At 60.4% G+C, this 14,141-nt stretch carries 14 protein-coding genes; 5 read left to right on the top strand and 9 right to left on the bottom strand.

Annotated features, from left to right (window positions below; all coding sequences use genetic code 11):
- Positions 1-21: 21 nt before the first annotated feature.
- Complete coding sequence (locus IPM58_04690; protein MBK9306389.1) at positions 22-1,095, bottom strand: P-loop NTPase; 1,074 nt, start codon at positions 1,093-1,095, stop codon at positions 22-24.
- 230 nt (positions 1,096-1,325) lie between these two features.
- Here IPM58_04690 and pyk point away from each other — a divergent pair, with 230 nt between their 5' ends.
- The 4 genes from pyk (at position 1,326) to IPM58_04670 (ending at position 5,285) form a co-directional block, all read left to right on the top strand.
- Positions 1,326-2,762 carry a pyruvate kinase gene (gene pyk, locus IPM58_04685; protein ID MBK9306388.1) on the top strand — a complete coding sequence of 479 codons (1,437 nt, stop codon included), beginning with the start codon at positions 1,326-1,328 and terminating at the stop codon, positions 2,760-2,762.
- A 161-nt stretch (positions 2,763-2,923) separates the two neighbouring features.
- Positions 2,924-3,238, top strand: a complete 315-nt coding sequence (locus tag IPM58_04680) for a hypothetical protein (protein MBK9306387.1) — start codon at positions 2,924-2,926, stop codon at positions 3,236-3,238.
- A 41-nt stretch (positions 3,239-3,279) separates the two neighbouring features.
- The gene (locus IPM58_04675; protein MBK9306386.1) at positions 3,280-4,755 is read left to right on the top strand and encodes a B12-binding domain-containing radical SAM protein; all 1,476 of its coding nucleotides are present in this window, start codon (positions 3,280-3,282) and stop codon (positions 4,753-4,755) included.
- Between the two features lie 107 nt (positions 4,756-4,862).
- Positions 4,863-5,285: a hypothetical protein gene (locus tag IPM58_04670; GenBank protein ID MBK9306385.1), complete on the top strand. Its 423-nt coding sequence runs from the start codon at positions 4,863-4,865 to the stop codon at positions 5,283-5,285.
- A 225-nt stretch (positions 5,286-5,510) separates the two neighbouring features.
- Here the strand turns inward: IPM58_04670 and IPM58_04665 are convergent, their stop codons facing one another.
- The 7 genes from IPM58_04665 to IPM58_04635 all read right to left on the bottom strand — a co-directional run bounded on the left by IPM58_04665 (position 5,511) and on the right by IPM58_04635 (position 12,731).
- The gene (locus IPM58_04665; protein ID MBK9306384.1) at positions 5,511-6,176 is read right to left on the bottom strand and encodes a hypothetical protein; all 666 of its coding nucleotides are present in this window, start codon (positions 6,174-6,176) and stop codon (positions 5,511-5,513) included.
- Between the two features lie 123 nt (positions 6,177-6,299).
- Complete coding sequence (locus tag IPM58_04660) at positions 6,300-7,055, bottom strand: hypothetical protein (GenBank protein MBK9306383.1); 756 nt, start codon at positions 7,053-7,055, stop codon at positions 6,300-6,302.
- On the bottom strand, positions 6,991-7,476 hold the full coding sequence (locus IPM58_04655) for a hypothetical protein (protein ID MBK9306382.1): 486 nt from the start codon (positions 7,474-7,476) through the stop codon (positions 6,991-6,993). The genes IPM58_04660 and IPM58_04655 overlap by 65 nt, the downstream gene beginning before the upstream one ends.
- A gap of 851 nt (positions 7,477-8,327) precedes the next feature.
- Positions 8,328-8,624, bottom strand: a complete 297-nt coding sequence (locus IPM58_04650) for a hypothetical protein (GenBank protein MBK9306381.1) — start codon at positions 8,622-8,624, stop codon at positions 8,328-8,330.
- Positions 8,625-9,829: 1,205 nt separating this feature from the next.
- Positions 9,830-10,432 (bottom strand): hypothetical protein, encoded by a 603-nt coding sequence (locus IPM58_04645; protein MBK9306380.1) that lies wholly within the window; start codon positions 10,430-10,432, stop codon positions 9,830-9,832.
- A gap of 300 nt (positions 10,433-10,732) precedes the next feature.
- Positions 10,733-10,897 (bottom strand): hypothetical protein, encoded by a 165-nt coding sequence (locus IPM58_04640; protein ID MBK9306379.1) that lies wholly within the window; start codon positions 10,895-10,897, stop codon positions 10,733-10,735.
- 157 nt (positions 10,898-11,054) lie between these two features.
- Positions 11,055-12,731: a peptidoglycan-binding protein gene (locus IPM58_04635; protein MBK9306378.1), complete on the bottom strand. Its 1,677-nt coding sequence runs from the start codon at positions 12,729-12,731 to the stop codon at positions 11,055-11,057.
- 269 nt (positions 12,732-13,000) lie between these two features.
- On the opposite strand from IPM58_04635, the gene IPM58_04630 reads away from it, so the two are divergent.
- Entirely contained in the window at positions 13,001-13,285 is a 285-nt protein-coding gene (locus tag IPM58_04630) for a hypothetical protein (protein ID MBK9306377.1), read from the top strand.
- Between the two features lie 96 nt (positions 13,286-13,381).
- Here the strand turns inward: IPM58_04630 and IPM58_04625 are convergent, their stop codons facing one another.
- Positions 13,382-13,870, bottom strand: coding sequence for a hypothetical protein (locus tag IPM58_04625; GenBank protein ID MBK9306376.1), 489 nt, complete (start codon positions 13,868-13,870; stop codon positions 13,382-13,384).
- Positions 13,871-14,141 lie beyond the last annotated feature (271 nt).

The raw sequence follows: 14,141 nt of genomic DNA, 5'->3' as shown, positions 1-14,141 counted from the left end.
GATTCTACGAGACAGCTCGATTTAGCCAACAGCCCTGCTGATGTTTTGAACGATATCCGTTCCACTCTTGGTTATCGATGCATGCGGTGAGGGCGGCGCATCGGTTCTCGCACGAGTAGGAGTAAGAAGAGGGAGCGTCACTTCTGGCTCAGGCGAGAGTGTTCCTGTCTGCTTCTCTTGCGATTGCTCCGCATGTTCCACACGTATTCTGTCGTGTGCCTCAACCAGTTGCGCAACAGCCCCGGAGACGGTCATCAGACTTTTTGCAGCCGACGACTCGGGAGCGGCTTCGATGACGGGCATGAATTTTCGGACAGCTTGGCTCACAGCTGGGTCGTCGGGGATTTCGCCCAGCAGGGTCAGATCGCCGCCGACGTATTGGTGGAGGATCTTGCGGAGGTACAGGACGTTGACCTGCGAACTGCCGGATGCCCGATTGATGATCAAGCCAGGTCGAAACGATTGCAACGCAGCTGCCGCCGTGGCACGTCCCTCTGCGTCGGTTGCGCCGGCGACGTCCATGACTTCTTCTACGCTCGCGAAATCTTTGTTGGAGAGCACCTCCGACATAGGGCTCCGCGAGAGAAAACAGCTCAAGACACGGCGAATCGCGGCTAACTTAATGAATCGGTAGAGGTCCAGTATCGCAGTCGGTTCTGGAGTGGCTACAGCCAGATGAATGTCGGCCATCAGAAAAAAGTCGAGGGCGTGGTAGCTGGTCCCTGCTCCGATATCGAGCACCACCACATCGGCCTCGAGTTCCTGAAAATGTTTCATCAACCGCTTCTTACGGGCATAGGCCATATTGGCGGTCGCCAAGGTCTCGCCGGTTCCGGCAATGAGACGAAGGTTCGGATGAAATGTGATGGGGACGGCTATGTCCTCTAACCGGCTGACCCGTTTATTCAGAAAATCCGTCAGGGTCACTGACGGATTGAGTTCCCCAAACATAATATGAGCATCGGCTCCGCCCACGTCGAGGTCGGCCAGCAAGACCTGTCGTCCGGTCTTGGCCAGTGCCAGCGCCAGGTTGGCTGAGACCACGCTTTTGCCCACCCCACCTTTGCCGGATGCCACGGAAATGAGGATCGCCATTGTGTGCGCCTTTTCGTTAGAGAAGAGAGGCGTCGATCATCAAGATCGCTATCAATAGAGATTATGATGAAGTCATTCTACCGGTCGAGAGAGAAAAGGAAAGCAAAATGCAGGAATCTGAGAGGTCTCGTGGACATGAAATAGAACTCGGTCTCACATATGCTATCAAAAGAATCGATCTATGCTATTCTCGTTTCTAAATAGCCTTGTGGTGGTGATTGCACACGAGCATGCGAAAAGCCAAGATTGTCTGCACGATCGGTCCTGCGAGTAGTGCGCCGGCCATCCTCAGTCGATTGATTGAGAGCGGTATGAATGCCGCTCGGCTGAATTTTTCTCACGGTACACATGCATCGCATGCTGAGGCGATCACCGCCATCCGAGAGGCGGCTGACCGGCATGGGTCAGCGGTGGCGATTATTCAAGACCTGCAAGGTCCTCGCATTCGAGTGGGCCTGTTGCCGAAGGATGGGGTGCAAGTAAACGCCGGCCAAGTGGTGCGGCTGCGGATGTCGGAGGAATCTGAAGGGCAAGTCTCCCCTCCCCCTTCTGGGCTTGAGATCCCAGTCACCTATCCTGCACTCACCCGCGATCTTCGCCCAGGAGCACGCGTACTCATCAATGATGGACTGATTGAGCTCATTGTCGATCGCGTCATGGACGATCGGATCGACTGCACCGTCATCATCGGCGGGAAGATTACTTCGCACAAAGGCATCAATTTGCCCGGCACCGCCGTCAGCGCCCCAACGTTGACCGACAAAGATCGAATCGACATTCAATTCGGTGTCGAGCACGGTGTCGATTATGTGGCGCTTTCCTTCGTAAGAGGGGCACAGGATGTTGATGCGGTTCGGACTCTGTTGGCGGAGCATGGGAGCAACCTGCCGATCATCGCCAAGATCGAACGAGCAGAGGCCGTCCAGTCTTTACGAGAGATCCTGAACTGTGCGGATGGCGTCATGATCGCTCGCGGTGATTTGGGTGTGGAGATGGGGCCGGAAGCCGTGCCGGTGTTGCAGAAGCGAATCATCGTTGAAGCGAATCGTCGTCGGCGTCTGGTCATCACGGCCACCCAAATGCTGGAGTCCATGACACAGGCGACGCGCCCGACCAGAGCGGAAGCATCGGATGTTGCCAATGCTGTCTTCGACGGCACGGACGCCGTGATGCTGTCGGCTGAAACCGCCGTCGGCTCCTATCCAGTTGAAACGGTCCGGGTGATGGATCGTATCATCCGGGCAGCCGAGGAAGACGTCGAACCCGGTGTCATCCTCAAACGCCACACCGATATGGACAACCTGTCTTTCCCGGAAGCGATCTGTACCGCGGCAGCCTCCGCAGCAAAATCGATCGCTGCGAGCGCCATCGTGACATTCAGCGAACGTGGGTCCACCGCGCGATTGATTTCCAAACAACGTCCATCCGCCCCTATTGTCGCACTCACTCCGTTTGAGCCGGTCAGGCAACAGATGGCGCTCTATTGGGGCGTATCTCCCTACACCACGCCGCAGATCGAACAGACCGATGCGCGCGTGGAGGAGGCGGAACGGCGCGTAAAATCCGAGGGGCTGATCAAGACCGGGGGGAAAATTGTGATTCTGTCAGGCACTCGCGTGGGACAACCAGGCGGGACCAATCTGATCAAGCTGCATGAGGTGGGCTAAACGCGCATCGTTCAAATTGCCAGTCTCATCTACCGCACTCATCCCATTCGCAGCTGAAGCGAAGTGTCCGGCAAGCCAACCTCCTTCCCCTCGTCGTTTTCAAGACTCTTGATCTCTTCTCGCGAACGGGCTAGTCTTCTTCGGCGCATAGATGGTGCACGATGAGATTTTTCCTCGCCGGCATCCTCGGGCTTCTTCCATTCACCACACACGCCGCGTCATCCGACTGCCCACACATTGTCGAACCCGATTCAGCTCCGGCAACCGATTGTTCCATCGCGGAATCTCCTGTCGCCCCACCCAGTCTTGAAGGTGAAGTGTGGTTTTCAGACAATCCGTACAGTCCTGCCTCTCCGACGAACTTTGAACCGTTTATTGGACCGTACCTCTTTGTCCAGGGGCGAGAGGGCATTGTCCTCTACATCCCACTGTCGTTTTCTCACGGCATTGGTCTCGACGTCGATAAACCTTTTTAGAAAGAGAGGTATCTACCTACAGACATTCAAGAGGATCCGCCATGGGACACTACAAGCTCGGGCTCATCATTCCCCATCCCGAAGATCAGAAATGGGACTCGGTGTGGAAGCTGTTCCGGACGCCGAACCTGAATCTGCCGACCCTGGCCGCCCTCATTCCTGAGGACGAGTGGGATATCGAGATCCAAGACGAAATAGTCGGTCCGCTGAACTTCGAACGGGACTACGATCTGGTTTTCATCACCGTCACCACCGTCGTGGCCATGCGCGCCTATGAGGTGGCGCGGCGCTTCCGCGAGCGAGGAGCCAAAGTGGTCCTCGGTGGGATCCATCCCTCCACCCTTCCGGACGAAGCCATCCACCATGCTGATGCCATCGTCATCGGTGAAGGGGAGCTGACCGTCCCGCGGCTGATTGAAGACTTCAAAAAGGGCCAGATGCAGCCCCAGTACCGCATGCCCTACATGGTACCGCAGTGGGATGAGAAGCCCCCGCGGTGGGACCTGTTACCGCAAGGCTACATGTTCCGCGACGCCCTTACCGCGACCCGAGGGTGTAATTACCGCTGTACGTTTTGTTCGATCCATCTGGCCTTAGGAGGCGGGCAATACGGATTCCGCAAAAAACCCCCGGCCGAGGTGGTCAAACTTGTCGAAAAAATGAACGGGCCGATGGTGATGTTCTGGGACGACGATTTGCTCTCCGACCCGGCTTATACCCGGGATCTGTGCCACGCCCTAAAGCCGCTTGGGAAGAAGTGGATGAGCCAGATGAGTGCGACGTATGTGGCCCATCATCCCGAATTGCTCACGACGCTGAGAGAAGCGGGCTGCTCGGCCATGTTTATGGGCATCGAATCGATCAATCAAGAGTCGCTCAAGTCCGTCGAGAAACAGAATCAGGCGAAACTCTATGAAGAGATGATCACCCGTATCCATGACCAGGGGATTGATATCCATGCGGGCTTTATCTGCGGCCTGGACCATGAAGATGTGTATGATTTCGAGCGGACCGCGGAGTGGGCCACGAAGATGGGCTTGGCTGGGGCGCTCTGGCGGATTATGACACCGTATCCGGGGACCAAACAGTTCGCGGAACTGAAAGCAGCGGGACGGATTCTGACCGAGAACTGGACCGCCTATACCGGCGAACATGTGGTGTACAAGCCGGCCAAGATGACGGTGGAGCAATTGTATTGGGGGCACAAGTGGGCCAAGGGGCAATTTTACTCGTTCAAGTCCATTGGCCAACGGGCGATCCAACGGGCCTCACAGAATGGATTCGGCGAACTGCTCAATATCACCGGCTGTGGCCTGGGGTATCGCTCCATGTTCCACTTGGCGGCGGATTCCGCGCCGGTCAATGTCTACCGCGATATGCATCATTTACCGCCGCAAGAGGAACCGATCGCCTATCGGTTCCCCTATCCGCCGAAGACACGATTCAGCTTCGTCACGGACCGACTCGACCAACTCCGCGCCAAAGTGCAGCCGAGACCACGAATCAATAAGTGCTGACTCGCCCCAATACCGTGTACTTCTTGGGTCCTCCGGAGTCATCAAGGAGGACCCGTTCCTAAATTCAAAGACGGTTGATAAGATGATCTCTACAAGGAGGTCTCACCATGCCAGGAAACAAGACAGGTCTGTGCCTATTGGTGGCATCGCTGGGCATGTTGTATGGGGTCGCATGGGCTGAATGGGTGGCCATTGACGCTCGATTTCAGTCGCACCCGTTACAAACCGCACACATCGATCCTAGTACTATCCGTAGAGAAGGCAATCTGGTCGTGCTCTCAGCTGTGATCGACTGGAAAGCCATGCAGGGCGGACGAACTCCTACTCGCTTTTACTCCACCAAAATGACCAAACAGTTTGATTGCGCGGAAAAGAAAGTTCGAACCCTAGCAGCTACGGACTACGACCATCATATGGGGACTGGTGAGGTCATCGGCGGCGGCGTTCCGGCCAGTGAAGGCCATTGGGTGGCATGTGAGCCGGGAACGCTCAATCAAGGCTTATGGGAGGCGGCGTGCAGGAAGCGGTGATGCATCAGAGGCAATTTTATGCGGCCTGGCTAGCACAGCGGTTCGTCCTGGTCATCCGATCGCTTACAGCATTGCCGCGCATAGGCTGGCCGACGGGGGAAAGGACGATTTGATTGCTGCCATTACGAAACGCCATGGGTGCTCGCGATCATCGGAATCCTAGTGGAGGATGCCCAGCATGCCTATTCGGTCAGCTTCCTCATTCGGCAAGCTCGTACTCGGCAATCAGGAACCCGTTTGTGTCTTCCACTCTAAGCGTGACGTTCGGTGGTTCACCAGACGTCGGCATGCTGTCCAAAACGGCAGATCCATCCTCGCGCGCTCGCACGCGACTGATGGAGTGCGGTGTACGATTACGAGCGAAGTACGGCTGGCGATGATCGGCGTCCTCCCCGCAGCGCGCGCGGAGTCCAGCAGGCCGGCACGCCGACAAAGGCCCGACGACGCTGACGACACGCCACCGACTGACGCCGCTCGAAGGCGAATCAGCAAGCACCCACGCGGCAGCGACGGCATGCCGTTGCCCGCAAGTCCCACAGCCAGACCGTCATACGCAGCGAGAAATGACTGGACTCCCAGCCGCGCGTGTGCGCCCAGGAGTGCGCGAGCCGACGCAGGCAGCTTCGCCGGCGCCGACATCGATAGGTGCCGTCTGAATGCCTCAGGTTCACGATCGGCGGTGCGTCGGCCGTGCCGAGTTCGTACCGCGCCGCCCGCCTTGCGAGCCATATCCAGCGCCAACTGGTAGGCCTGGTAGTGCAGTGCAGAAAGCTGGCCAGACATCCAGACATACAGCTGCTGGTTCGTGAATTTGCCGCGCAGATACCGGTCTGGCCCGGCGGCGCGATCGATCGCTTGCGGTGGCTCGCGCCCGCCCCGACGAGCCAGCACGAATCCGGCAGCACGATCTGGCGATCTGGCCAGCTCCCGTTCGCGAGCGCCTGAAGGGTCCAGTCCTCCTGGCGCCGTTCATAGCTGCTCATGGTCGAGGCCAGGCTCGCCTTGTAGCTGTACTCACCGCCGATCAACCGCAGGACTGATCCAGCAGCCGCACGCATCTCGAGTTGTTTCCGCCAAACCCGACGCCCCTGGGTCGGCATGGCTGAGAATCAGGTGAAGAATGCTCGCGTACAACGCAAGTGTTTGTGAGGCGAATTCATAGTCGTGAGCTGTCTTCTGATGGGCAATCGTCGTGACCTCGCCGGCATTCATGAACTCCCTGCTCGCGTAGAACTCGAGCCGCTTCTCGACCGTTTGACGAGACTTGCGCAACGCTTCCAGACTCTCGTTCGCCTCCTCGACCTGACGATAAGCCTCATGTCGCGCACGACCGCTTGCTCGGGGGGGCGCAGCGTCCACGCCCGCAGCGTCGCGCTTCTCGAAAGCAGCCAGCAGAGCCGCCCCCAGTGCGCGTACTTCGCCGCAGAATTCCAACGCTTTCTGCTGCATGACCACATAGCGGTAGTGCGGACGTTCTGACGTCGTGCGCAGTGCTGATCGCAAGTCGATACCCGCTGCGCGCGCGCGAACCAGCAAGCCCGGGTCAATCGGCGGGTCGAACAACGGCAATTGCCGCAGCCGCCCTTCGATGTCCTGACAATGACGGATCTTGAACAGCCGGTCGGCCAACGTGTCCCAGCCCAAGTCGGTGGGGCAGGACACGACAGACGTACCGGCTTGCCTCTCGCTCGCCGCGAGGTGCCGCTTACGGCAGGCGCGATTCGGTTCCAGCCAGATGTCGCCGAACCGTCCGCAACCCGAAGTCGGCATAGCTATAGTCCGGTCGCTCGACCGACGGCGCCATGACTGGGCGTGGGCCCAGGAGTTCGGACGCCAGCAGATACAGCTGAACGGCTTCATTGATGGACTCGCGCCGATCCTCGCGAAACAGTTCGTCGGCCCAAGCGATCAGGTTGTCGAGATACGCCATGACCGTTGCCTTCATGTAGGCGACGGGTCGCAAACGCGCGATGGCATGCGGGTTAAACGGATCGCTGCGCCAGGTCTCCACCTGCTGCAACGCGTTGGTGTCGCGCGAGGCCACGCGCTCGAGCAGTTGCCCGAGGGTTTCGGGGCGTTGCCGTGCCAGCTCGAAGAACGGCTTGACGCGCCAATGGCGCTGCGGGCTGGGGTGACTGGATGTGTCGGTCGGATCGAAGATGTAGTGAAACCAGCGGTGCGCTCTCAGCAAACTTCTGGCCGTGAAAAATCGTATGGCGACGAGTAGAAGGTGGGAAGAAGGGCCAAAGTTTTCCAGACCGTAGGGCCACCGCAAGCAAAGTCGATGTCTTCGACCTGCGTTCCAGTAAACCTCGAACTGATCATAGTCGAATATCGGTGAGGGGGCCGCAGGTCCTCCCCTGTGCTGGCGGCCAGCATGGCGAACCGCCCCAGCGCGGCTGACACCATCACACGAAGCAAACCACCAACCTCCGGAAACCGCCGAGAACCAACAGATAAGATCGTTCGAATCTGACGCACGAACAAGTGAAAATGGAGTAATAGATTTGGACTTGCGGACTGACTAACAGGCTGCGATCGGCGTCCTGGAAGACGAACGGCGTCTGTCCATCGAGTCGACCAAACATCGAGGAAGGGAGAGCACGAAATCGTCCGGGCGTCCGGCGCAATAGCAGCTGAGAGGATGCGTCTTCCAGTACCCGTCTCGCCTCAGCAATTCCGATTGTGCCAAGAATTAGACTTCCCACTAACGCGCCGCCCAAACCTCCTTCGTGCATAAGCCTTTGAAGAGTTGTTTCGGCCGCGGGATCGATCCTGATTAAGTCGCCGCCAGTCGCCGGTGAAAGAAGATAAAACCCATCCTCAGACCCGATCGCTTCACGAAATCCCATCTCATATGTACCGGTATTCCTTGGGAAGGGTAGCAAACGAACAGGAATCGGGGCCTCTAACTGAATCCGGTCGTTGCAGAGGTCGATGTGAAATGCTACGACGGATGCAACGTAGTCGCCAGACACACCAGGTAATGGCTCAAGAGGACAACGACTCGGAGTCCGCTGTCGGTGCTCTCGACTCGAAAGGTCAGGCGCTCACGGTCTTCCGACGAGAACAACTGTCGGGCCGTGCTGCTCTGCGGCGAAGTCCACCCTCCATCTCGATACCGACTGATCGCCATCCGCCCCGAAGAACTCGCCCCCGCTCGCTCTCGCGCAACAACGCCCAGAACAATACAACCCGCCGGTACCACCCACAAGAGGCCTCAATATTCAGCTCGCCTTCCCACCCGTCCAGAGCCGCGTTGCGCCGCCAAAGTACGATGCGGCTCGCCGAAGCTGCGCCAACAGGCACACGCTTGCGCAGGTCGCCCTGCGCAGGCATCTTCCCAAGAGAAGGCGCGCAGATCGGCCGCGCCACCTGAGCAAGCCGCGAAAATTGTCAAGGCGCGCTCCACCGCGCGGTTAGTTCGTCCTGCAACAGCGTCTCGAACGCCACGAACAACGGACCCCCTTTGCGCCCGCAACAAGCCAGTCTCCGGAAGAAGAACACCTTGCGGTAGCCGCTCCCGAGGATAACCTCCTCACCGGCCGGACCAGTGGCGCCAACCAGCTGGTGGGGGACGGGCACGTCATCGACTTCCAGGTTTTGTAGGATGCGCTGCGCAAACAGCTGAACCGCCGCCGGGCCCGAGCCGCGGCAGCAACCGCATTTAGGATCGATGAGATGCGCATACCGCGGCGCAGTCCGAGGTGCGCGCCACCTGACGGTCGCGCCTCCAGCCAGCAAGGCGCACAACAGCACGCTCCGCTGCGTTCCCGCACAGGAGCACACCAAGCCGCGTCGCGGATTGCCTGGTACGCGCCGGCCTGAAGACCCGAAAGATCCGCTGTCGCCGGCCGACCACGATCATTGCACGGGTGTGGCCGCCATCGCTGCATCCAACCGACCGCTGTCGAGATGCGTGGGTACAGAGCGGCCACGCGAAACGAGCGCCGCGTATCGGCAGCGGTCGTGCTGCCGCTGATCGACTCGGTAAACCGTGCGGCGACCGTGCGTTCCAGCCCTTCATAGCGCGCACCGGTGGTGGGGTCGAGACTCCAGCCCGTCGCGGCGTCGAGGTCCGTAAAGAACTCTTCGTCGCGCAGTCGTTCTCGGCCCGCAGCGGCCAGCCAGTCGAAGAGATGGGAGTCAGCCTGGGGAAGCTGCCGGAAGGCGACGGCCGCGCGAGCGAACAGCAACCAGGCGCTGAACCGCGCCGCAAGCGCCTCGCCATGGTTCCGGGACAACACCGGGTCGATGAACCCGTTGTCTGCTCGAACGGCTGCAGCCACGGAGTAGGCGTTGGCCGGCAGGTTCAGGTGACGCAGCAGAAGCCCCGCCCGGCCCGGACCGGCAGGGCCGCCGCATCACGGCACCCGCATCCCCGCCAGTCGCGGGCCGTCGATGCGCCAACCGCGACAACGTCCAGCCCGAGCCCCCTCGGAAGCGCGAGCGTCGGCGACCGCCGCCATGGGCGACGCGCCGCAACAAGTTGCCGGCGGCACGCTCCGCCTGCACCAGCGCAAACAGCCCGTCGAGGAAGGCGTTTAGTTCTTTTCAGGGTCGGGCGAACACCGTAGGGATCTGGTCCGACCCAGCGTACGAAGGCGAGTTCGCGCGGCCGGCACGGAACCGAGCCAACGTTCCAGAAGGATCTGCTGACGCGACAACCCACATGGTATGGCCGTGGAAGCGCACAAAGAGGCCGCTTCCGCTCGGTATGCCCGATCCAGCGATGCAGGGGTGTACCGCCGCGCATTCGTAAGCTCGGCGATCGGTCGGCCGAATTCCCGAGCGACGTGATGCGCGCGCGCCAGCAGGGTCAACGTTTCGAATTCGATTGTGTTGCGCCCCAACGCGCGGAGCAGGCCGTCGAGCACATTGAGGGTCCAACCCAGGCGCCGCTGCAAGCGCAGAAAGCGATGGATCTGGTCGAGCACCTGGTCGGTGAGTTCGCTCAGCCGCCACTGGTCGAAGTCGCAAGGATCAGCGCCGGCGGGAATGGTCAGTTCGACATGGCCCACGCCATCGGCGGAGAGGAACCAAGTTCGCACAAGCGTCTGCAGTTCATCGGCGTTCACATCGGCCTGACGCATGAACGTCGTCGTCACACGCAGATCGGCAACGGTGCCCCACACGCGGGCGCGCACGAATGCCGCAGCCGGTGCGCGCGGGCCCAGTCCCACGACCGGGGCCCAGTCGCACGTCGATGTCGGACGTCTGCCGAACAGACGTACAGGCGACAACTCAAAGCGCAGGTGCTCGCGAGTCCGCGCACCCGTTCTCGTGAACAAGATCCAAGGCCATGCGACGGGCCAGGGCCACATAGGCAGACGCAACCGTGACGCAATGCGCGCAACTCTGCGGCCAGTTGTTGTCGGACTTGCCCCCGTCACCGAGTCAGGCCTCGCCCACGCGCGCCGGCCACGGCCGCCCCGGACGTGACCAGATCAGGGCAGTGCGACATTGGCGTTGGCGCAGTTCAGCTTGAGGTGCTGAATGTCGGGCCGGCGGGCAAACAGCACATCGAGCGCACTGATCGCACGAATCGTTTCCCTGGGTGTGTCCTTTAAAAACTCCAGGAGATCCACCAGGTAGGCGGCCGGGCCATACATAGAACTGCATTGTTCGCAGCGGCACGTTCAGCGAGCCGAACAAGCGCGCCCAGTCTGGCAGATCATGCGTGTCGCCGGTCCACCCTGGGAGGGCAGCCACGCGATCGGCGATCCAGTCGCGCAACGAAGCCGGTCGCCCACGGCGCCGAACTCGGCATTACGCAGACCCGGCGGTCGCGGACGGCGCGGCTGAATGATCGATACCGGCGCGTTGCACGGCGTAGGCCGAGGTGAAGCCGTGGCGCATCAGCGCTTCCGTGTGCTTCGCGCGTTGCGCGTCCGGCGCGATCAGCGCCGTGCGTTGCCAGGTCTTCAGACGCACGCGCAAACCATCCTTGTCGGCTACCTCGGCAAGTGCCTGGCCGCCGTCCAGATAGTCGTCGACTATCGTCGAGAGTAAATCGAAGTCCGGGTGCGCTTCGAGGAACTTTACTGCTTCCGGATGTCCGAGCACACGGTCGCTCCCGATCCGCTGTGCGATCACGGCCGTCGGAAACGCGCGTTCCACCCTGTCCGCCAGTGCCGCAGCGTAGGTATCGACGCTGTTCTCGCCACCCGGAAGGGAACCGGCGCGAGAGGCCACGTTCTTCCAATCCGCCGGCGTGAGCCGGGCCAGGTCACGCGCGGTGTTCAGGCTCAGCCGATTGGCATTGGCTTGCAGCGCCTTCAGCGTGCCCAAGTGCCCGCCGAGCACGACATCGGTGTCCACCGCGAAGCGCGCCGCTGCCAGCGTGGGCGCGTCGACATCGCCGGACTCGGCCAGCGCTTGCCACGGGTCGCTGTCCCCTTCGTGCAGCAGCACGAACCGCGCAATCTTCCGCTGCGCCGCGGGCGTGAGTGTGGATGTGGCGAGAACGGCGCCGACGGGTACCGATGAGTTGGCATCATCGGGCACTTTGAACGACTGCTCGATGGCGAGCTCAGACAACCGCTCGATCACGGAGTCGAGGGTCGCCTCTTGGTTTGACGAAATGATTCGCCCAGCCAGCGATGCCTTCAACGCTTCACGCCAACGTGTGGGTTTCTCAGCCAGCAGGCGCGGCAGGTTGGTCGGCAGGCCTTGGCGGAAGAGGCCGTAGAATACTTCGGGCGCCAGATTGTGCTCTTTGCCCAGCACAGTTGCGCGGCGCAGGAAGGCGACATGCTCGGTGGCGATGCCCGTCTCGGCGGCGACGTCGGGCACCTCGTCGTCGGTCAGCTCGGCTAGGCCGATCGCGGCGTGGTCGAGCAACGGCAACAGCGTGGCGATGTAGCGCTCGACCTCCGACTCCTTTGCGGGCACCGCGTGCGGCAGCGTCAGGTCGATGCGGTGGATGCGTCCGGCGTTGAAGTGCTTGGCGGACTCGGTGACGACGGGCCGGTCGTTCTCGTCGTTGAAGGCGGCGCGCAGATACAGGTCCGCCGAAGCGATCTCACCGGCAGTGACCTGCTGGTCGGTGTACCGAACCAGGTAGAACCCATCGGCCCGGGTCTCGGCTTTGCCGAGCAGCGTCGGACGGCGCAGGTCCCAGTCGAAGAGTTCGACCAGCACACCGGTGGCTGGTGCGCCACCAGGTGTCGAGACGAATCCATACGCGGCATTCGCGTTGGCCTCTTCGACCGCAGCGTCGAGATTGGCGGCGGTGGCGTCGTCCAGGATGCGCGTGACCGGCAGTCCACGCTGTGCTTGGAACGCGCCGAGAGCTTTCGCGGTCGCAGCGTCGAGCTTATCGACGGCTGACTGCCCCGCCTGCGGCGGAAACGGGTCAAAGCCGAGCAGCAAGAGCGAGACTTTGGCATGGATGAGATGGTGGGTCGCTGCGCCTGAACGTAGGTGACCATTGTGACCGGGCATGGTGCCTCCTTACATCATCGATTCCATTTCACCGTGATGAGATTTCCACCTCTGCAGGCAACTCCTCCTTGATCCTGACCTGCACACCCCCGTTCTGGCCGAACGGGACCGATCTTGCGTCGGAGTTTTTCCATGCCAGTACTCGTGTCACCGCTTCACCGTCAGAGGTCGTGTCAGAACTGATTCACCCTAGACCGGTGCGATCCTGTTCGCCTGTTCACACACCGGGACGTACGTCCCCCGTATGCCCCTGTGCCCAGCCACCTTCCGTGAGTCCATGGGACCTGAGTGCATTCCGCGCTCTCTTTGCCAACTGCGAGCTCATTGCCGCCCGCGCCACCCTCGTTCCTCTCACCGGAACAGTCGCAATCTGCCGCGATCCCGATGACGACCGCATTCTCGAAACCGCGATGGTTGGGAACGTGCGATATCTCGTGACGCGGGACGATGACATCAAACACGACCCGCTCGTCCGCCGATTTTTACACCCACGCGGCATACAAGTTGTCACTGTTTCGCACATGTTGGGTATCCTCGAGGCACTTCCACCCTAGGCATGATTCGGACGACACGAGGTCCGTGACATCTGTTCGGATGTTTATTCCGTCCATCGTCGATTCGCCTACTGATACATGACGCCGCCCCATTCGCTACGTTGCCCTCCGGGATCGTGTCGGCGAGGTGCGGTACATCTGCAGAATCACCTTGCGCAGGGCGCCGATGGCATAGGCCCAGTTGTGGCACTTGAAGCTGCGGATATTGTCGATCGCCGTCTTGCACTGGACGCACGTGAGCCCTGCGATCGCGCGCGGCGCTTCCGTGTTGACGAATTTCTGCTCGCCAAGAATCACCTGGGCGATCATCTCCCGCTTATGCACCTGGCCCAGCGCCGACGACACAATATCGAGCCAGTTGGTCTCACGCCGGCATTTCGGGCAGCGTTTACGGTCGCCACTCACCCAGAGCGGCGCCCCAATCGTGTGGGCCGGCATCCCCAGCACCTCCTCGATCTTGCGCACGTCCGCATCTATCGTCAGCCATTTGTGTTTGCCGGGCAAGGAACGCGGCGAGTCATAGACGGCTTTGAAGACCCGGTCACTGACAGGAAAGGTATTGCGTGGTGAAGAAGTCGTAGGCATCGTGCTCCTCCTTGGGTTCAATCACATACCGGCTTTTGATATACCTGTGTTGGTAGCCTCGCCTGGCGAATTTAAGTAGCCTGCCCCCATTTCACAATCTTAAGTAGCCTGTCCCTTTTCTTCTTCCCCGGTATCCAATTCCGCCGATAAACCGGCATTTATCCTCCCAAAAGGGTCATGGTTGCGTAGGGCGGATTCGGAGCGCAGCGACAATCCGCCATAACAAAGCCATACCCAATAACCGGGTAATTCACCATCAACTTGCCGTTTG

Source organism: Nitrospira sp. (assembly GCA_016715825.1).
Lineage (GTDB): Bacteria > Nitrospirota > Nitrospiria > Nitrospirales > Nitrospiraceae > Nitrospira_D.
Note: the sequence above shows the minus strand (reverse complement) of the source record. Positions and strands in the feature narration are given on the sequence as shown.

Bases quoted from the DNA above. Each gene is read 5' to 3' on its own strand.
- IPM58_04625 (MBK9306376.1), bottom strand. From the start codon at position 13,870: ATGCCTACGACTTCTTCACCACGCAATACCTTTCCTGTCAGTGACCGG.
- IPM58_04680 (MBK9306387.1), top strand. From the start codon at position 2,924: ATGAGATTTTTCCTCGCCGGCATCCTCGGGCTTCTTCCATTCACCACA.
- IPM58_04670 (MBK9306385.1), top strand. From the start codon at position 4,863: ATGCCAGGAAACAAGACAGGTCTGTGCCTATTGGTGGCATCGCTGGGC.
- IPM58_04690 (MBK9306389.1), bottom strand. From the start codon at position 1,095: ATGGCGATCCTCATTTCCGTGGCATCCGGCAAAGGTGGGGTGGGCAAA.
- IPM58_04650 (MBK9306381.1), bottom strand. From the start codon at position 8,624: ATGCCTGCGCAGGGCGACCTGCGCAAGCGTGTGCCTGTTGGCGCAGCT.
- IPM58_04635 (MBK9306378.1), bottom strand. From the start codon at position 12,731: ATGCCCGGTCACAATGGTCACCTACGTTCAGGCGCAGCGACCCACCAT.
- pyk (MBK9306388.1), top strand. From the start codon at position 1,326: ATGCGAAAAGCCAAGATTGTCTGCACGATCGGTCCTGCGAGTAGTGCG.
- IPM58_04640 (MBK9306379.1), bottom strand. From the start codon at position 10,897: ATGTATGGCCCGGCCGCCTACCTGGTGGATCTCCTGGAGTTTTTAAAG.
- IPM58_04675 (MBK9306386.1), top strand. From the start codon at position 3,280: ATGGGACACTACAAGCTCGGGCTCATCATTCCCCATCCCGAAGATCAG.
- IPM58_04660 (MBK9306383.1), bottom strand. From the start codon at position 7,055: ATGCCGACTTCGGGTTGCGGACGGTTCGGCGACATCTGGCTGGAACCG.